Source organism: Dyadobacter luticola (genome assembly GCF_005860805.1).
GTDB classification, from domain to species: Bacteria; Bacteroidota; Bacteroidia; order Cytophagales; family Spirosomataceae; genus Dyadobacter; species Dyadobacter luticola.
On the sequence record NZ_VCEJ01000004.1, the window covers coordinates 1,573,889 to 1,593,343 of the forward strand.

Genomic DNA, 19,455 nt, shown 5'->3' on the forward strand with positions numbered 1-19,455 from the left:
GCCGCTCTTTTTGTTTTGCTATAATCGATATAACTACTTCGCTTTCAGATCAATCACCGGAATGATCATTTCTTCCAGAGACACCCCGCCATGCTGGAAGGTATCCCGGTACAAATTCACATACTGGTTGTAGTTGTTTGGATAAGCGAAGAAATAATCTTCCTTAGTAAATACATAAGACGTCGAAACGTGTGGTTTCGGCAGGAAAATGCGCTCCGGTTTCCTGCAAACCATCAAATGGTTATCATCAAAGCCCAGGTTTTTTCCGTGCTTGTAACGCAGGTTTGTATTGGTCTCCCGGTAGCCGATGATTTTGACAGGTTTCTGGACACGGATCATACCGTGGTCAGTCGTCAAAATTAGCCGGCATTTTTTCTCAGCGATCTTTCGGATAAAATCAAGCAGTGGTGAATGCTGGAACCACGATTTCGTGATCGAGCGATAAGCCGCCTCGTCCGGCGCCAGTTCCTTGATCATCTGCACGTCCGTTCTGGCGTGGGAAAGCATATCTACGAAGTTGTAGACAATCACATTCAGTTGATTGTTCAGCATATTACTGAAATTGTCAACCAATGCTTTGCCCTGATTCGTATTCAGAATTTTATGGTAAGAAGACTTAATGTTGAAATGGTTCATTTCAAGCTGCTTCTGCAAAAAGTCGAATTCGTGGTTGTTCAAACCTTCTTCACCCTCCGGAGTATTTTCGTCACTTACCCACCATTGCGGATGCTTGCGTTCCATTTCGCTCGGCATTAAACCCGAGAAAATTGCGTTTCTGGCGTAACCAGTCGTGGTTGGTAGAATAGAGTAGTACGACGATTCTTCTTCAATGTTGAAATACTCCTGCAAAATCGGCTGGATCATTTTCCACTGATCATACCTAAAATTATCGATCAGCAAAAAGAAAACAGGTTCATCCGAAGTTTTAAGGTGCGGGAAAACCTTTTGTTTCATTAATTGATGTGAAAGAATAGGCTTATCGGAGCGAGGATCATTCAACCAATCCTCGTATTCATCTTCAATAAATTTACAGAAATTGGCATTTGCCTCACTTTTCTGCATACTGAAAACTTCCGCCATGCCCTGGTCCTCAGAACTTTCCAGTTCCAGTTCCCAGTAGATCAGTTTTTTATAAATATCAGCCCATTCTTCATGCCCGATCCGGTCCTGATATTGCATCGCCAGGTTCCGGAATTCCTGCTGATAGCTCAATGTTGTTTTTTCCGTCACCAGCCTTTTGTTGTCCAGGATCTTTTTTACCGAAAGTAATATCTGGTTAGGATTCAAAGGTTTAATCAGATAATCGTCAATCTTCGAGCCGATTGCATCTTCCATAATGTGCTCTTCCTCGCTCTTGGTGATCATGACCACCGGCAGGTTCGGCTGCTGCTGCTTGATCTGCGCCAGCGTTTCCAATCCCGTCATACCGGGCATCATTTCATCAAGGAAAACAATATCAAAACGGTCATTCTCAATACGGTCCAGTGCATCCGCGCCGCTGTTGACGGGCGTCACGCTGTAACCTTTATTGGTCAAAAACATGATATGTGGTTTAAGAAGATCTATCTCGTCATCGGCCCAAAGGATGTTATATTGCATAAGCTGGTAATTCAAAAGTTAATGAGTGATTAGATTTAAGTAACGAGGTGTTTCCGGCAACGCGTATAAAAAATGCCTGTTTAACATTTTTTAAGACCACTTGCCTTCGACAATATACGTCATTTTGAAGACTAAAAAATGTATACCAAATCGGGTCGGTTAAAGCAGAAATTTTTTGGTCACCCGGTCCAGATCATCGGGGGTATCCACGCCGTGAGAATCGTCGGAAGTGATCACCGCTTTGATAGAAAATCCGTTTTCAAGCCAGCGTAGCTGTTCCAGCGATTCCGCCTTTTCCAGCGCGGAAACCGACAGTTTTGTGATCTCGGCCAGCACATCGGTCCGGTAAGCGTAAATGCCGATATGCTTGTAAAACGTATGGAATTTCAGCCAGTTATCCTGCTCTACATTGCGCAGGTAGGGGATCGTCTGGCGGCTGAAATACATGACCTCATCCCTTTTATTTAGGATCGCTTTCGGCACATTCGGGTTAAATAAAATGTCCATGGAGTCGATCACTTTTACCAATGTTGCCAGCTCGGTATCACCATCGAGCACCCCGGCCAGTTCCTCAATCGGCTCGGGGCTGATAAAAGGTTCGTCACCCTGAATGTTGATCACATATTGAAAATCTCCTTGCGTTTTGCTGAAAGCCTCAAAGCAGCGATCTGTACCGCTATGATGTTCCGTAGAAGTCATCACCGCATTCCCGCCAAAGGAAAGCACGTGGTCCATAATGCGCTCATCGTCTGTCGCCACGACCAGGTGGTCCAGTTGTTTTGCTTTTAATGATTGCTCATATACCCTGCGGATCATACTTTTACCGCCGATATCCACCAAAGCCTTGGCAGGAAAACGGGTAGAAGCGTAGCGGGCAGGTATTATTCCTAGTATTTGCACGAGGTCGTAGTTTGTCTGAACATTGTAATTTGTTTCAAAATAAATGTAAAAAATTGCAAAAACTCATATCTCAAAAGTTTTCCCAAAATATCTGGCGCATACTTCCCGATGCGGACCCGGCGAGTCATCTGTGGGTTATCGAGCTACGGGATACGGTCGAAAAACAAGTTTCGTTTGCCATGATCGATACACAAAAGCAGGCACTTTTGTGGCATCAGCAACCTGAGGCAACCGACTGGTGGACATCGCTGACCGCGTTTTCGTATGGTCGCGTTTATCTGCACAACTATCGGTATCCGGAAGTACCTGAGCCTACGGATCTTGTCATACTTTCGGCCGCAAACGGCGAGTTGGAAGAGGTTGTGCCGAATTACATTCTGGTGAATGCGGCCGGGGAAAAGTATTTAACATTGGCTACCAAGGCAGGCGAGGGTTTCAAGCAGAAAATATATGATGTAGGGATACACCGATTTTTGCCGGACTTGGAAAATATTCCTGAGGAAGAGAACCAGATAATTTTACAGGAGCCGGTGCGTTACATGACTGGAAATATTTATTTTGAAAAACTGCAAACCTTCATTCAAAATAAAACCGGCGGGAACCTCTCTGGCGGGCACCTCGCACACAGCATCGATTATCTGGAAACGCGGCCCTATGTGATCTTTTCTTACTATATTTACGAGCAAGATAAAACGGTGCAATACCTCCTCATAGTAACAGATCAGACGGAAACAATTCTACACGAAAAGTTGTCAGAAGGGCGTGAGGGACTAGGCCGGTCTACGATGATGTTGAAAGCGTCGACGCTGGTTTATCTGAAAAATAATAATGAGTTTTCGAGTTTAACGCTTTCAAAATAAATGAGATATATTTTTTGCCTGGCCCTTATGGCGGGATTGTTGTCAGGAGTAGCGAATGCCCGGGCCGGGAAGTTAAGTGTTGTCGATTCTGTTGGAATCGAGCGGGTAGGAGGGAAAGTTTTTGTCCTGCACAGAGTCAATCAGGGACAAACCATGTTTGCGGTTGTCCGCCAGTATGGTACTACTATCCAGGCACTTCGCGAGGCCAATCCAGGCATGAGCGACCAGATTCAGTCGGGGCAGACAATCCGGGTTCCTTATGCTGGAAAAGTTTCAAAAAAGGATTTAAAGAAAGAGGAGAAAGAAGCGAAAAAGGAAGAAAGGCAAGAAAAAAAAGAAGCCCAAAAAGCTGAGGTAAAGGAAGTAAAGCCAGTAGCTGATACGCCAGCCGCTGCTGCTCCGGCAACCGTTCCGACACCCGCTCCCACCACCGCGGCGCCCACTGCCGGTGCTGCCGTAGCCCCGCCCGCAAATGGCATTCACAAAGTCGAGCCGGGGGAAACATTATATCGCGTAGCCGTGAAGTATGGCGTTTTGATGGCGGATCTACGTAAATGGAATAGTCTCACCGACGATAATCTGAAAGATGGCCAGGAGCTGATTGTGAGCGAGAAAGGCGCTGAGAAACCTGCCGCTGCGACCGTAGCGCCACCCGCACCGAAAGTGACTACCACGACCACTGTTGTAAAGGATTCAGTAAAAGCGAAAGCTGTGGTTCCTGAAAAGGTTTTGAAGCCGGTAGAAGAAGTAGCGCCGCCCAAAGTAGTTAAGGGTAAAAGAATTTCGGAATCTGGCCTGGCAGAAGTCATTGAAACAGACGAGAGTACCAGCAAATTCCTAGGTCTTCACCGCACTGCACCGATCGGCGCGCTGGTGGAAGTTTTAAATGAATATAACCAGGAAAAAATCATTGTCAGGATCATCGGACGCATTCCCGATACCAGTATTAATGATGACATTGTGATCAAACTTTCTTCCCGCGCATTTGAAAAAGTTTCGCCTAACAGCAAGCGTTTCAGGGCAGTAGTAAGTTATCTGGAATAAAATCAACGAACATAAAAATATGAAACACGCACCGGAATTCCGTTCTAAAAGAGAAGAGGAAAGGGCTGAAATGAAGAACACGCCAGGCTATAAGTTGTGGAGTGTGATGTTCATGCTGCTGTATCCTTTTATTGCCATATTTACCTTCTTGTTTTCGGGTATAGTGATGTTTTTTTCTGGTATTTCAAGAATTTTGGCTTACCTGTTCGGAGGAAGCCATGTCAAGCACTGATACCGAAAACCCGCCAGTTTCCTCTTATATTTTTGATTTGCTGGAAGAAAAGGTGGTTCAATATAACCGCCCGGATTTTATTCCATTTGATCCCATCAGCATTCCCCACCGGTTTTCAATCAAGCAGGACATTGAGATCATGGGCTTCTGGGCAGCAGTACTCGCCTGGGGACAGCGCAAAACCATCATCAACAAATGTCTCGAACTTTCCCGGCTGATGGACAATGCGCCATACGATTTCGTCCTGAATCACGAGCCTAGCGATCTGAAACCATTTCTGGATTTCAAGCACCGCACATTCAACGCGACGGATACGCTCTACTTCCTGCATTTCTTCCAGGAATATTACCGCCGCCACGATTCACTGGAATTCGCATTCAGCAATCACATTACATCGCTCGACACCACAATTGAAAACGCCCTGATCGGTTTCCATGATCAATTCAGCGACTCCGAAAATTTCCCTGCCCGCACACGCAAGCACATCGCGACGCCCGTCCGAAAATCCTCCTGCAAACGCCTCAATATGTTCCTCCGCTGGATGGTCCGCAAAGACAACCAAGGCGTAGACTTCGGCATCTGGAACAACATTCAACCCGCCCAGCTCGTCTGCCCCTGCGACGTCCACGTCGACCGCGTCGCGCGCCTGCTTGGAATGATCAGGCGTCCTGTCACGGATTGGCAAACTGCCTTGGAACTTACCGCATCATTGCGCTCTCTTGACCCGAGTGATCCTGTAAAGTATGATTTTGCTTTGTTCGGGCTGGGGATTGAGGGGTTTGCGAAGTGATTTTCCAGTCGGTGATAAAAATTTACTAAACAAAAAAATGCGGCTCCCAAAGGAAGCCGCATTTTTTATATCTCTTTCAAAACCAAAAAACCTACAGCACAGAACTATCAAACCGGATCCATTCTACTGTAAACAATGGCTTGGGACCCGCTTCCGGATTTTTGAAGACAAAGAACACTTTGTGCATTTTTTTGTCGGCTGGCGCTTTGACCGGAATGTTTAAGGTTTCGGGCTTGTCCACTTTGCCTTCGCCGATTTTTGTTCCGGCTGGGCTGTCAAGGTGGATTTCCAGGGTACCTCCGGCGGTTCGTCCGGCGCTGCTGCCTACGGCGACTGCCAGGTTGGAGATTTCGCTCAGGTCAATGTCGTCGAAAGCGATGAAGCCGTCGGTTTTCAGCCCTACAACCACTTCCGAGCCGCCTTCCATCTTGAATGTTGCAGTGTTTCTGGTACTATCTGCCGTACTCGCCAAGACGGTAGCCGGACGCAATGCTACTGTTTTCGAGCCTGTCTGAGGTCCCATCGCGCCGTTTCCTTTGTCGGTGTAGCTGGCCGTGAAAATGTACGAACCATCTTTTTTCTTAGCCTGGGTCACGTAAGTGCTTTTCAAAGGTTTCTTATCAACCCCTTTTTCGTTGTTCAGCGAAAGAATGTATTTCACCATTTCCTCCACTTCCTCAGGCTTGTGCTGCGGGTGACCGGGCATCGCCTGCTCGCCCCAAACGCCGCTTCCGCCTTTCAAAACCTTGTCAGTCAGTTTTTTAAGTGAGTTTCGTTCGCTCGCATATTTCTTGGCAACTTCCTTGTAAGCTGGCCCGATCGACTTCTTATCATTGGAGTGGCAAGCTTTGCAATCGCTCAGCTCAATCATTCTCTTACCCGTTTCAAAGCCGGTATTGGCCTGGTGTCCCTGCGCGAGCTGCGTTTTGTCAAAACCTTCCAGGTAGTTGATCGTCAGGGTAACTTCATCCTCAGGGATTTTCTTATCCGCCAGACTGCCATCTTCTTTATCGGTCACTGAAACCTCATAATTCACAGGCTTATCATTCCAATAAAAAGTTTTATTGCCTTTGATCGCCACATCCACTTTCGGTACCGCATTACCCACGCGCACAATCACTTCCGAAGTATTCGAATTTCCGGCATTGTCGGTCACTTTCAGCATGGCCGTGTACTCGCCGGGCTTTGTGTAAGTATAGCTCGGATTGGCCACATTACTTTTTGGCAAACCTTTTCCAAAAGTCCACTCATACTTGATCGGATCGCCATCGTAATCCAGAGAACCTTTCGAAGAGAATGTTACTTTCAGCGGGCTGGCGCCGGTGGTGTTGCTGGCAGTAGCCGCCGCAACTGGGACGCGGTTTCCGGCATTATAAGTAATGTGCGAAAGACTTGCTTCATCATTCTGCGCGAACCAGTTAGGTCCGTATTCCAGGGTGTAAAGCGAACCATCATTCGCAAACTGCATATCGATCGGGTGACTAAACTTGGTATTCGGCAGGAACCGCTCAATATTCGTCAGGTCGCCCTTTTCGTTCATAGTCACAATGTTGATGTAATCCCTGATCCAGTCGTAAGCGAAGAATTTACCGGTATAATAACCTGGAAATTTCACCTTACTATCCTTGAAATCAGCGGCATAGTAAACCGGCCCCGCCATCGCATTACGGCCACCTTTGCCTACAACCGGCCCAAAATCCGGCGAATCGGCGTAGGGATAATAAATGAATGCAGGCTGAGCGGGCGGTAATTCCTGCAAGCCGGTGTTGTGAGGCGAATTATTGATCGGTTTAAGCGGATCAAATGGTTTGCCGGAAGTACTGTCCGCGTAGTTGAAATCAATGTATGGCTTGTTGTTGGCGATAAAGAGCGGATAACCAAAATAGCCTGCCTTCCGCGCCTGGTTCACTTCGTCATAACCTCTTGAACCTTGCTTAGGGCTGTCTACCGACGCATCCGGGCCCACATCTCCCCAGTACAGAAAACCGGTATGCTGATCCACCGCAATGCGGTAAGGGTTTCTGGTACCCATCACATAGATTTCCGGACGGGTTTTGTCGGTGCCGGGAGGGAAAAGGTTGCCTTCCGGAATGTCGTACAAATTGGTGCCGCCTGGCATATTGGCGCGACGGTCGCCATAGCGTGGCTTAATTCTTAAAACTTTACCTCTCAAAGAATTGGTATTGGAAGAAGTAAACTGACCATCCCAGCCTTCACGTCCCGGACGCTCGTCAATTGGGCCGTAACCGTTTGATTGGAAAGGGTTTACATCGTCACCGGTCGACAGGTACAAATTTCCTTTGCTGTCCCAGGCGATGGAGCCGCCGGTATGGCAGCAATCCGTCCTTTTTACAGGCACCGTCAACATTACTTCCTCGGTCGAAAGCAGCAGCGTATCTTTTACATCATCATATTTAAATCTCGACAAATGCTGCGCAGTATCTGCCTCCGAAGATGGCGGCGAATAATACATGTAAATCAGCTTGTTAGTCTTGAAATTCGGGTCAATGTTAAGGCCCATCAGACCATATTCCTGTTTTGTATAAACGGGCACTTCACCCGCAATCTTGATTTTCCCGGTTTTAGGATTATATAATTTCAACTTTCCCTTCCGCTCGGTAAACAAAATGCGTTGATCGTCCAAAACAACCAGCTCTGTAGGCTCGTCCAGCTTGGTAGCAAGTACCTGTTTAGTAAAACGGTTTTCCTCGGGCCGCGCTTTGGAATAATCCAGTTTCGAAGCCGTCACCCAGTTCAGCCCGCCGGTTAAATGTTTGACAAACACCGGGTTCACATAGGTAGCATCTTCATGCCCGAAATTGGTATAAAAAGCTTTTCCGCCGTCATATTCATGGTACCACGACATCGGGTGATCGTCGCCCATTTTTCCGTCTTTATAGCTTTTCTCGTCGATTTTCACAAGTATAGTTACTTGCGGATTGAAGCTTTTGAAATCGTAGAATTCATCTTTGATCTTCCATTTTTTTGGAAAACCCTCCATCGATGGATGCTGATCGTTCACCACATAAGCTTCGCCTTCCTGTACATTGGGATTGCCTGGGTGGCTGGCGAAATAGGCGCCTGAAAGTTTGTTGTACCAAGGCCAGTCATATTCAGTATCGGTCGCGGAGTGAATGCCCACATAGCCGCCGCCCGCCTGAATGTACCGTTCAAAAGCCTCTTGCTGCTTGTCGTTCAGCACATTACCTGTGGTGTTCAGGAAAATGACGGCGCTGTATTTTTGTAAGTTTTTTTCGGTAAATACCGTGGCATTTTCCGTCGTGTCGACTGCAAAGCCGGTATCCTTGCCTAGTTTGATGATTGCAGTTTTTCCTGCGGGAATAGCAGAATGCCGGAAACCGGCGGTTTTAGAAAAAACCAAAACCCGTTTTTCCGGGGTAACGGTCTGGGCAAATGCTGAGAGGCTGCAAACGGCAAATGCAGTGAAAAAAAGCATCCGAAAGCTGTCTGCCGCTTTTGAAAAAGGAAATTTACGCATTACAATTATGGTGATTGGTTAACTAAAAAACCTATCTTCCATAAGAAAGACAGGTTTTTTATATACTGTAAACGACCTGGTTAAAGGCCTAGTACTTTGCGGTTGAATGCTTCGTCCGCACCGGTTCCGGCAAAATCGTCAAATGCTTTCGTCGTCACTTCAATGATATGTCCCTCGATGAAAGGTGCACCTTCGGCAGCTCCCTGAACCGGCGACTTAATGCAGCATTCCCACTCCAAAACTGCCCAACTGCCGTAATCGTATTGCGACAGTTTCGAGAAAATACCACTAAAATCTACCTGACCGTCTCCCAAAGAACGGAAACGCCCCGCGCGATCTGCCCAGCCGGCAAAACCGCTGTAAACACCTTGCTTCCCGGTAGGATTGAATTCGGCATCTTTTACGTGGAATGCTTTGATACGGTCGTGGTACAAGTCGATGAATTGCAGATAATCAAGTTGTTGCAATATAAAGTGGCTTGGATCGTAGTTAATGTTGGCGCGGGTATGTCCGTTGAGGTAATCCACAAACATTTCGAATGTTGAACCATCAAACAAATCTTCACCCGGGTGCAGCTCGTAAGCTACGTCCACACCATTTTCGTCATACACGTCCAGGATCGGCTTCCATCTGGCTGCCAACTCTTTGAATGCTGTTTCCACCAAACCGGCAGGACGTTGCGGCCAAGGATATAAAAACGGCCACGCCAAAGCACCAGAGAATGTGGCACTTGCGCTTAGTCCCAATCTGCGGCTTGCTTGTGCCACATATTTCAAATGTTCCGTCGCCCACTCCGCACGTGCCTTTGGATTATTGCGCACTTCAGGTACTGCAAAGCCATCATACATTTCGTCATAAACCGGGTGAGAAGCCACCAGCTGACCGATAATGTGCGAAGCCAGTTCTGTGATTTCCAAACCTTTATCTGCCAATTTGCCTTTCAGCTCATCAGCATAAGTCTGCGACTCAGCACATTGTTTCACGTCGATCACGCGCGGGTCCCAGGTAGGAAGCTGCAAACCTTTGTAGCCCAGCCCGGCCATGTAATCCGCAATCGAATCTAATGTATTGAAAGGCGCCTCATCACCCAGAAATTGAGCAAGAAAAATGCCTGGTCCTTTGATTGTTTTCATGATTTAAATAGTTACCCAAGCCTGCGCCCGGTTGCTTTCAAGAATTTTTTCACAAATCAATAACTCACGGTACCCGTCGGCGAAGGTAGGGAATGTCGGGTTTTCGGGTTGTTTGCCAGCAGCGATGGCGGCGTACACTTCCTTGAACATTTGCTTGGAAGTATCCGGGAAACCTTCGTTATGTCCGCCAGGGAATGTGATGGTCGAGCGCACATCATCATTGACCAGCGAAGGATCGCGCATCAAAACTTCATTTGCCTTGTCGCGGTTACCGATCCACATTTCGTTGGGAGCTTCCGAGCACCAGCTGAATGTTTTCTTCGAACCAGCGATTTCCAGCGCCATTCGGTTTTTACGACCCGCCGAAACTTGGGAAACAGTGATCACCCCTTTGCTGCCATTATCGAAACGCAGGAGCACATTCGCGTGATCTTCGGTGGTGATGGGTACGTCGGCGTAATCTTCGGGTTGCAGCATTTTGCCAGAGTAAGTTTCTACCGGCTTCAATGGTTTTTTGCGGGTTTTATGGATGGTATTGAAATCTGCCATCACCGAAACCGTTTTCAGGCCGGTAATGTATTCCAGTATATCCATCAAATGTGAGCCAATATCGGCGATTGCGCGGGAGTCGCCCGATTTGTCCGGTTCGAGGCGCCAGTTGTAATCGGTTTCGTAAAAAAGCCAGTCTTGCAGATATGAACCGATGAAAGAGTAAATCTCTCCCAGCTCGCCGCGCTCACGCATGGATTTCATCTGCCGGGCCAGCGGGTAGTAGCGTAGGTTAAAGTGCACAGCATTCACCAGACCGGTCTGGGCTGCCAGCGCAACCAGTTCTTCTGCCTCAGCCAGGTCTTTGGCCAAAGGTTTTTCACATATTACATGCTTTCCAGCCAGCAATGCTGCTTTCGACTGGGAGTAATGCAGGAAGTTGGGGGTACAAATGTGAATTGCCTGAATATCCTCTTGTTTCAGCAATTCATCAAATGTGTAGGAACGGGCAATGCCCAGGCCGTCTGCCTTTTCTTTGGCCAGTTCAGCTGTAACCTCGCAAAGCGCAGCTACTTCCACATTCGGGAGCCGTCTCAGCGCTTCAATGTGCGCAGGCCCGATGAACCCTGTACCGACGACACCAACTTTAATTTTGTTCATAAAAAATGGGTATGGAGATAGGTGAAAAAACTAGAAATCAGAAATCGGTCCACTTGGTATCCGAGTTGTTGGAAGCGATCACCGCGTCGATGAACTTCATGCCGCGAAGACCGTCCTCGGCGGAGGGAAAATCGTACACCGCATCGGCTTTTTTGCCTTCCCAGTAAGCCCTCAAATGGATCGCGAAATTTCTGTAAAGGTTGGCAAATGCCTCGAAGTAACCCTCGGGATGCCCTGCGGGAATGCGCGTATGTACCTGGGCGGCTTTGGATAAGTTGCCCACGCCTGTGCGGATAATGCGCACGCCCTGGTTTGTCTTGTGGATCAATGTGTTAGGCTCCATCTGCTTCCATTGCAGCCCGCCGGTTTCCCCGTAAACGCGGATATTCAGGTCGTTTTCTTCACCATTTGCAATCTGACTGTTTTGCAAAATACCTTTCGCGCCATTGTTAAATCGCAGGAGCACATTCGCATCGTCGTCTAGCAGGCGGCCTTCTACGAAAATGGTCAAGTCGGCACATATCTGACTGATTTTTAAACCAGTAATGTACTCGGCCAGGTTTTCGGCGTGGGTACCGATATCGCCCAGTCCACCCGCGGCACCCGATCTTTTAGGGTCGGTACGCCAGGCAGCCTGCTTGTTGCCGGTAACTTCTACCAATGTGGCCAGCCAGCCCTGCGGATATTCCACAATTACTTTGCGTACCTCGCCGATAGCGCCCGAAGCGATCATGCTTTTGGCTTCTTTCACCATCGGGTAGCCGGTATAATTATGCGTCAGGCAGAAAATCAGGCCGGTTTCCTTCACCAAAGCGGCAATTTCTTCCGCTTCTTCGGTATTCAATGTGATCGGTTTATCGCAAACTACGTGGAAACCATTTTCCAAAGCCAGCTTGGTAGGGCCGTAGTGCATGTGGTTGGGTGTTACTATTGCAACAAAATCCATCCTTTCACCTTCGGGCAGCTGCTTTTCTTTCAGGATCATTTCTTCGTAGTCATCGTACAGGCGGTCTTCCGGCAGGTACAATGCGCGTCCTGTTTCCTTGGATTTGGCAGCGTCGGAGCTGAACACCCCGCAAACAAGTTCAATTTCTCCATCCATGATCGCTGCACGGCGATGAACCCCACCAATAAATGCGTCCAGGGAGCCACCTACCATGCCCATTCTGATCTTTCGTGACATTCCAGTTGGTTTAAAGTTTCAAAGATTTTACACATATAAAGAGTAGTATACATTACTCTTACTTCTTACAAATATAAATTTAACGGTCATAATACCCGGTCAGAAGCAGAGTAAAAGCAGTAGAATGTTGCCTAATTTGTTTTTTCTGAGAAAATCTTAAATAAAACATTGCTCACTAATTTTTATCAAAATCTATAATCAAACCCTTTTAGTCTTATGACTCAAACCGTTAACAGCAGCAGGTTATTCAATGCCAGTTGTTTTGCGCTTATTACCACTGCGTTCTCTTTCAGTATCCGCGCAGGGATCCTTCCCCAGCTGGGCGCAGAGTTCGGCCTTTCTGCCGAGCAGCTTGGTTTTATCAACTCGATGTTTTTTGCGGGTTTTCCTTTGTCTATGATCATCGGGGGGCTTGTTTATCACTCAGTAGGGCCAAAAATCATTATGCAGATCGCCCTCGTCTGCCACATTATCGGTATCGTCATGACGATTTATGCCGGTGGATATGTGGGACTTCTGGTTTCAACATTCTTCATCGGAATCGGTAACGGATGTACGGAAGCAGCCTGTAACCCAATGATCGCCGATACTTACGACGGGTTGAAGCTGAACAAAATGCTCAACCGCTTTCACATGTGGTTCCCTGGCGGTATCGTGGTAGGTAGCTTGATCTCCAAGTTTATGACCGACGCAAACCTGGGCTGGCAGGCACAAATCTGGGTGATCATGATCCCGGCTATCATTTACGCCATCCTTTTCTGGGGACAGGCATTTCCAAAGCCACATATTTCCGGCGTTACATCCATCAGCGAGAATTTAAGGGCGATGGCTACTCCGCTGTATATCTTCATTTTCTTCTGCATGGCGTTTACCGCAATCAGCGAATTTGGTCCGCAGCAGTGGACAGGTCTGATCATGAGTAAAAGCGGCGCAAGCCCAATGTTGATCCTTGCATTGGTGACCGGTTTAATGGCATTAATCCGCTTTTTCGCAGCGCCGATCGTATCGGCCCTGGGAGCTACGGGTATCCTTTGGGGTGGCTCGATCCTCGCAGCGATCGGAATTTATATGTTCAGTACCGTAACTGGCCCGCTGGCTTATGCTGCGGCGGTGGTTTTCGCTTGCGGAGTAGGTTTGTTCTGGCCAACCATGATCGGATTTATCGCGCAGAATGTGCCTTTGAGCGGTGCACTCGGTATGTCTATCGTAGGTGGCGTGGGAATGTTTTCGACGGCGATTTTCCAACCGATTATCGGTAGCTGGATTGATGACGCAAGAGCTGAGAAAATTGCACAGGGATTGACTGGCGATGAAATGGAGTTGGCAGCAGGCCAGGCTACATTGAGCACGATGCTCATGTTCCCGGCTATTTTGATCGTGGCATTTGCGATCCTTTTCTTCTGGATGAAAAGCCGTAAAACAGTACCTGGAACGCAGGGAGCTGCTTTACATTAATATTATTTAGGTTAAAAAGAAAGTGCGGATGCGGGAACAGATTGTTCCTGCATCCGCACTTTCTTTTTTTGTTTCAATCTATTTCAACTTTACAATCGTCACGCCAGCGCCACCACGGTCGGGATGTTCATCCTGCATGCCTTTCACCTGCGAGTAGCCTCTCAAATGGTTGCGTACCAATGTTCTAAGGATCCCGTCGCCTTTGCCGTGAACAATGCGAAGTTCATCGTAACCCAGCATGATCGCATTATCCATAAATTGGTCCACCACACCTAAGGCTTCCTCACCGCGTTTTCCACGCATGTCCAGGTTAAAACTGAAATTCAACATTCGCTCATTTAAGTCGACGCCTTTTGCAGCGGTTTTTACCTTCTTCTCGCCGGTAGCCGCCTTGTAGGTTTTGTTGGAAACCTTTTCCAGCCGGTTGAGCTTTACATTCGATTTCAAATCCCCGATCCTGATTTCCACGTCCTTGCCTTTTAGCGAAAGTACCTCACCGATAGCCGTTTGCCCGATAATCCTTACGTAGCTGCCCGGCGTAATATCGCCGCCTTCCGGCTCGTACACATCTTCTGCCGGCGCGGTTTCAACTACCTCTTCCAGTTCCAGGTTTTTCTTTCCGAATGTTTCCAGCTCATTCCTTACAACTTTCGTTTTTTCCTTCTCAGCCTTGTTTTCCTTGATTTCCCGGATGGTATTTTCAATCAGCTGATTGGCATCAGAGAGTAAATTTTTGGCTTTTTGCTTGGCTTCGTTGACGATTTTCTTCTCGTTGTTTTCCAGGTTTTCTTTCAAAGAAGTATAGTCAGCGAGCTGTTTCGCCAGCTTTCTTTCCTTAATACCCACCTCAATGTTCTTCTCGGAAAATACCCGGCGCTCAATGTCCAGTTCTTTCAGCAGTTTTTCAAAACTTACCTGCTGCGTCCCCAGCTTTTCCTTCGCCCGCTCGATCACCGCCTTCGGTAACCCGATTTTAGACGCAATCTCAAACGCAAAAGAGCTGCCTGGGCGACCGATTTCCAGCTGATAAAGAGGCTCCAAATGTTCCCCGTCGAAGCGCATCGCACCATTTACCAGTCCATCCGTTTTGTCAGCAAGCACTTTCAGGTTGGTATAATGTGTATTAATTACGCCATAAGCGCCCGATTTTGTCAGATTTTCGAGGATCGCTTCCGCAATTGCGCCGCCTAGCCCGGGCTCGGTGCCCGTACCAAACTCATCGATCAGAAATAATGTCCGGCGGTTGGCCATCGTCAAAAAATGCCGCATGTTGGTTAAATGCGAGCTGTAAGTACTCAGGTCATTTTCCAGCGACTGCTCGTCGCCGATATCAATAAAAATATTTTGGAAAAAACCCATCGAAGAACCTTCCGCCACCGGCACCAGCAGGCCACATTGGAACATATACTGGATCAGCCCGACGGTTTTAAGCGCCACCGACTTTCCGCCCGCATTCGGCCCGGAAACGATCAGGATGCGCTGTTTTTCTTTCAGCTCAATGTTCAGGGGCGTAACTTTTTTGCCCTGCTTTTGAAATGATAAATGTAAAAGCGGGTGACGCGCATCGCGCCAATCAACGAATTGCTGGTTCTGAAAAGGCGGGTTAATTGCGCCCATTTCTGCCGCCAGTTTTGCTTTTGCGCGCAGAAAATCCATCAGGCCTAAAAAGTTGTAAGCCTTTTGAAGATCAGGAACATACGGTCTGAGCGTAGCAGTAAGTTCCAGTAAAATCCTGTTGATTTCCCGGCGCTCCTCATATTCCAGCTCACGGATCTCATTGTTGGATTCAAAAACATCCGTCGGCTCGATGAAAACCGTTTGCCCGGTGGCAGACTCATCATGAATAAAGCCGCGGACTTTTCTTTTGTGCTCCGCCGCAACCGGGATCACCATTCTTCCGTTCCTGACCGTCAGCGAAACATCCTCACCGATCCAGCCGCTGCTTTTTGCCGATTTCAGGATCGTATCAAGCTTTTTCCGTATGCCAGCCTGCTCCGAAATGAGTCGCTTGCGGATCCTGGAAAGTTCGTTTGAGGCCGAATCGCGAATTTGCCCGCGCTCGTCGATAATGCGGTCGATTGCATCTGTAATGGATTTTTCAACGCGGATCGTCTTTGAATATTCGATCAGGATCGGGAAAGATTCAGGCTCCTGGCTGTCGAAAAACTTTAAAATCAGCCGGATTGTGTGTAAAGACGCCTTTAAATCGGAAAACTCGGGTTGTGTCAGGAGCATGCCTTCGATGGCCGCCCGTTTCAGATAAGGTGTTGCGTCAATGTAGTTTTGGGAAGGAAAATTCTCGCCGATTTCGAGGATGCGCTGCATTTCGGCAGTCTGGCTCACCAGTTTTTCAACCAGCCCGAAGTTTTCCGAGAATTTTATTTTTTCAACAAAAGCCTGTCCCAAAGGACTGATACAAGCTTCTTTTAACCGTTCCCTTAATTTATCAAAACCTAATTTTTGCTCTATGGTGTTGGGATATAGCATTACTTTTTTTTAATTAAAATAGTTGCCTGATTTCTTCTTTCAGGACTTTCAATGCGTGCGCCGCCGGCTGCACTTCCTTCTCGATCACGTGTGAAAATATCTTTTTTGCCAAATCCGAAGGCGGCGCTTCCGCCGAAACTTCCGCCGCTGACTGGTTGATTACCGCGACGGTTTCGTTCATCGCATTCGTAATTTGCTCCCAGGCATGAACGCTGATATACAGCTGCTGCGCCACATTGTGGTTGTATTCGTCGCGGATTTCCTGTAATAGTATCTGCTGCAATTCCAGCGCGCTCATTGCCGAAGGTACCAGCCTCAGCAGCAGGTTGCTCGGCGTGATCCTTTCCAGGAAAAGGCACATTCTTTCATACGCCTGCAAGCGCAGCGGCAAGGTAATCTCGACGTTTTTGGAGCGTATTTCCCATTTTTGCTTCTGAAAAATCTTGTCAGCGACCGTAGTGATGGTCAGGTAAACGCCGAATGTGACGATTCCGCCGATCAGGACAACAACAAGCACCATGTAATATTCCATCTTCTAACTTCTATTTTTTTCAGGATAAAACACAAAATTAAGGTTTTGCGTCCATTCGGCCGATTTTTATTCAAAACCGCGAATGTAAGCGGCCCGAATCGTGTTAGGATCGTTAATAAATGAAAGTGATGGTAATGTTATGATGGAAAGCCCGATTCAACTGACAGAAAAGGCGAAGCTCGAAATTAGGTCTACGTTGGAAGCCAACAAGATCCCAGACACTTACGGCTTGCGGGTAGGGCTGCGCGGAGGTGCATGCAGCGGAACATTCCTGCTGGGTTTTGACACGGCGACGGAGCATGATCAGACTTATCTTGTTGAAGATATCAAAGTGTTCATAGACAAGCGTCACCTTATGTACGTCATCGGCGTGTCGGTGGATTATGAAGAAGGTTTGAACGGAGCGGGGTATACGGTTTCCACCGCCGAGAAAATAAACAGCTGATACCGCCTATTCCTCTATTGTCACGTGTTTCCAGTTTTCTCCGGACCTGATGCGGTTCAGCTGCGTATGTGTGATGCCAAACTGCTTTGCAATCATTTTTAGGCGGTTATTATCATTTTTCAACAGCTTTTTGATAATCCTTACCTTGCTCTCCGTCAGCTTGTAGTTTTTGGTCCTTCTCGGGATCACGCGATTGATAAAAGCAGGGTTTTCACGGTTGTGCTCGATCATTTCCGCTTTCGTGACCCATTTCAGGTTTTCATAGTGGTTGTTCTGTTTTTCAAAATCCACATGAATCACAAAATTGTGCTCCGCATCCTGGCGCTCCACAAAATGTTCTGCTACCAGCTTGTGTACGTACCTGTTGATGGTTTTTCCGCCTGCCACCCGGATGTTTAAAGAACGGTAACCTTGTATCACTGAACCTTTAATCACTACTCCTTCTTTCGGGTTATTCTGGAAGCTTTTCAGCCTCCCGTAATTGGACACTTCATAATGAGGAGCGTTCTCGATTTCGTCGAATTTGATTCTTCCCCACTTTTCATTCCAAAAACTCCGACTTGCATTTAACTCATTCATTTTGATAAGGATATATAATTAGGTTCTTAAAAGGTTATTCCAAAAATAATGTCATCCGAAGCACCTTGCCGGGTGCGTGAAACATTTTTGCACTCTTCCATTGTTTGTTAGTGTGAATAGGTCATCAACATTGTTCACGAAAAACCGCAGTTATGAAACGTACGTTAATTATCGGAGCATCGTCAAATCCATCCAGATACGCTTATCTGGCTGCGCAAAAACTCAGGAGTCACGGGCATCCCATTGTTTTGGTTGGCCGGAAAAAAGGGTTTGCATTAGGTGAGGAAATTCATCTTGATAAAACAAATTGGGAGGATGTCGATACGGTTACCCTGTACATTAATCCCAGCCACCAACCTGAATACTACGATTATATTATCTCTTTAAAGCCTAAACGCGTCATTTTTAACCCTGGTACTGAAAATCCTGAATTTAAAAGCATGTTAAGTGATAAAAATATCATACCAATTGAGGCATGCACATTGGTAATGCTCTCAATTGGCCAGTACTAAATATTTCTCACCATTTGATTAATGCGGAAGCCCAGGTAAACCCGCTTCCAAAGGCAGCGAGGCAAATCAGGTCTCCTTCTTTGAGCCTGCCGTTTTCCCAGGCTTCGGATAATGCAATCGGGATGGACGCGGCCGTGGTGTTACCAAAACGTTGGATATTGTTGACAACCTGGCTTTCAGAAAGCCCTAATTGTTGCCTGACATAATCGCTGATACGGATATTTGCCTGGTGGGGAACCAGCAAATCCAGGTCGCCCGGCGTGTAACCATTTGCGGTCAAAGCCTCGCCGATTACCTCTCCGAAGCGCACAATGGCGTGTTTGAAAACCGCATTGCCATTCATATAAACATTAAAACCACCCTCGTCCAGCATCTCATGCGTAGCTGCCCGGCCCGCTCGGCTGCTGCCCGGCTCGCGTACAAAAAGCTCCTCCGCAAAGCGCCCGTCGGCGTGCAGGTGTGTAGATAATATACAATGTTGGGGATCGTCGGTAGCGCAAAGAACCGCTGCTCCGGCACCATCACCGAAAATAACAGCCGTGTTTCTGCCGGCCGTACTGCGGTCAATCCACGACGATTGGATTTCCGAACCGACCACCAGCGCGGTCTTGTACATGCCCGATTTGATAAACTGATCAGCGATCGATAATGCATAAACAAAACCGGAACATTGCTCGCGGATGTCGATCACAGGCTTGCCATCCATGCCGAGCTCGCGCTGCATGAGGAATGCCGAGCCGGGGAAAAAATAGTCCGGGGTGATGGTTGCGTAAACAATGACGTCGATATCGTTGGGTGCAAGACCGGCGCGTTCGAGCGCCTGGCGGGAAGCTGCGGCAGCCATGCTGTAATTCGTGTCTTTGCCGTGTTCAAAATAGCGCCTTTCCTTGATTCCAGTCCGCTCCTGAATCCATTCGTCGGATGTTTCCATCCACTGGGTCAGGTCGTTGTTGGTGATAATGTTATCGGGAACATAATAACCCAGGCCTGTAATACGCGACAATGTCATAAATTACTGAAAGAGAAAATGTACTAAAAATCCAATATCTGTCAAGG

17 protein-coding genes are annotated in these 19,455 nt (G+C 47.5%); 7 read left to right on the forward strand and 10 right to left on the reverse strand.

The features are described from left to right. Positions 1-33: 33 nt before the first annotated feature. Together porX and kdsB are read right to left on the reverse strand one after the other, a co-directional pair. Positions 34-1,599 carry a T9SS response regulator signal transducer PorX gene (gene porX, locus FEN17_RS17170; protein ID WP_138366550.1) on the reverse strand — a complete coding sequence of 522 codons (1,566 nt, stop codon included), beginning with the start codon at positions 1,597-1,599 and terminating at the stop codon, positions 34-36. A 159-nt stretch (positions 1,600-1,758) separates the two neighbouring features. Next, positions 1,759-2,499 (reverse strand): 3-deoxy-manno-octulosonate cytidylyltransferase, encoded by a 741-nt coding sequence (gene kdsB / locus FEN17_RS17175; protein ID WP_138366551.1) that lies wholly within the window; start codon positions 2,497-2,499, stop codon positions 1,759-1,761. 53 nt (positions 2,500-2,552) lie between these two features. On the opposite strand from kdsB, the gene FEN17_RS17180 reads away from it, so the two are divergent. From FEN17_RS17180 to FEN17_RS17195, 4 genes are read left to right on the forward strand one after another with little or no spacing between them, the layout of a single operon-like run. Further along, positions 2,553-3,359: a DUF4905 domain-containing protein gene (locus FEN17_RS17180; protein WP_171037938.1), complete on the forward strand. Its 807-nt coding sequence runs from the start codon at positions 2,553-2,555 to the stop codon at positions 3,357-3,359. Further along, the gene (locus FEN17_RS17185) at positions 3,360-4,403 is read left to right on the forward strand and encodes a septal ring lytic transglycosylase RlpA family protein (protein WP_138366553.1); all 1,044 of its coding nucleotides are present in this window, start codon (positions 3,360-3,362) and stop codon (positions 4,401-4,403) included. It abuts the gene before it with no gap. Between the two features lie 19 nt (positions 4,404-4,422). Beyond that, entirely contained in the window at positions 4,423-4,635 is a 213-nt protein-coding gene (locus FEN17_RS17190) for a hypothetical protein (RefSeq protein ID WP_138366554.1), read from the forward strand. Next, positions 4,622-5,425, forward strand: coding sequence for a TIGR02757 family protein (locus tag FEN17_RS17195; RefSeq protein ID WP_138366555.1), 804 nt, complete (start codon positions 4,622-4,624; stop codon positions 5,423-5,425). The genes FEN17_RS17190 and FEN17_RS17195 overlap by 14 nt, the downstream gene beginning before the upstream one ends. A gap of 91 nt (positions 5,426-5,516) precedes the next feature. On the opposite strand, the gene FEN17_RS17200 is transcribed toward FEN17_RS17195, so the two are convergent. The 4 genes from FEN17_RS17200 to FEN17_RS17215 all read right to left on the reverse strand — a co-directional run bounded on the left by FEN17_RS17200 (position 5,517) and on the right by FEN17_RS17215 (position 12,371). Beyond that, a complete protein-coding gene (locus FEN17_RS17200; protein ID WP_138366556.1) occupies positions 5,517-8,924 on the reverse strand; it encodes a ThuA domain-containing protein in 3,408 nt (1,135 codons plus the stop codon). An 80-nt stretch (positions 8,925-9,004) separates the two neighbouring features. Next, the gene (locus FEN17_RS17205) at positions 9,005-10,057 is read right to left on the reverse strand and encodes a sugar phosphate isomerase/epimerase family protein (RefSeq protein WP_138366557.1); all 1,053 of its coding nucleotides are present in this window, start codon (positions 10,055-10,057) and stop codon (positions 9,005-9,007) included. Positions 10,058-10,060: 3 nt separating this feature from the next. Beyond that, complete coding sequence (locus tag FEN17_RS17210; protein ID WP_138366558.1) at positions 10,061-11,206, reverse strand: Gfo/Idh/MocA family protein; 1,146 nt, start codon at positions 11,204-11,206, stop codon at positions 10,061-10,063. 37 nt (positions 11,207-11,243) lie between these two features. Further along, positions 11,244-12,371 carry a Gfo/Idh/MocA family protein gene (locus tag FEN17_RS17215; protein WP_138366975.1) on the reverse strand — a complete coding sequence of 376 codons (1,128 nt, stop codon included), beginning with the start codon at positions 12,369-12,371 and terminating at the stop codon, positions 11,244-11,246. A gap of 234 nt (positions 12,372-12,605) precedes the next feature. On the opposite strand from FEN17_RS17215, the gene FEN17_RS17220 reads away from it, so the two are divergent. Then, a complete protein-coding gene (locus FEN17_RS17220; RefSeq protein ID WP_138366559.1) occupies positions 12,606-13,844 on the forward strand; it encodes an MFS transporter in 1,239 nt (412 codons plus the stop codon). 78 nt (positions 13,845-13,922) lie between these two features. Here the strand turns inward: FEN17_RS17220 and FEN17_RS17225 are convergent, their stop codons facing one another. Beyond that, a complete protein-coding gene (locus FEN17_RS17225; RefSeq protein ID WP_138366560.1) occupies positions 13,923-16,331 on the reverse strand; it encodes an endonuclease MutS2 in 2,409 nt (802 codons plus the stop codon). Positions 16,332-16,344: 13 nt separating this feature from the next. Beyond that, positions 16,345-16,863, reverse strand: a complete 519-nt coding sequence (locus FEN17_RS17230) for a DUF7935 family protein (protein WP_138366561.1) — start codon at positions 16,861-16,863, stop codon at positions 16,345-16,347. A gap of 139 nt (positions 16,864-17,002) precedes the next feature. Here FEN17_RS17230 and FEN17_RS17235 point away from each other — a divergent pair, with 139 nt between their 5' ends. Further along, complete coding sequence (locus FEN17_RS17235; protein WP_229208861.1) at positions 17,003-17,308, forward strand: HesB/IscA family protein; 306 nt, start codon at positions 17,003-17,005, stop codon at positions 17,306-17,308. Positions 17,309-17,314: 6 nt separating this feature from the next. On the opposite strand, the gene FEN17_RS17240 is transcribed toward FEN17_RS17235, so the two are convergent. After that, entirely contained in the window at positions 17,315-17,887 is a 573-nt protein-coding gene (locus FEN17_RS17240; protein WP_138366562.1) for an NUMOD4 domain-containing protein, read from the reverse strand. Positions 17,888-18,039: 152 nt separating this feature from the next. Here FEN17_RS17240 and FEN17_RS17245 point away from each other — a divergent pair, with 152 nt between their 5' ends. After that, positions 18,040-18,399 (forward strand): CoA-binding protein, encoded by a 360-nt coding sequence (locus tag FEN17_RS17245; protein WP_138366563.1) that lies wholly within the window; start codon positions 18,040-18,042, stop codon positions 18,397-18,399. 7 nt (positions 18,400-18,406) lie between these two features. Here FEN17_RS17245 and FEN17_RS17250 read toward each other — a convergent pair whose 3' ends face one another. After that, positions 18,407-19,408: a 3-oxoacyl-ACP synthase III family protein gene (locus FEN17_RS17250; protein WP_138366564.1), complete on the reverse strand. Its 1,002-nt coding sequence runs from the start codon at positions 19,406-19,408 to the stop codon at positions 18,407-18,409. Positions 19,409-19,455: the final 47 nt, after the last annotated feature.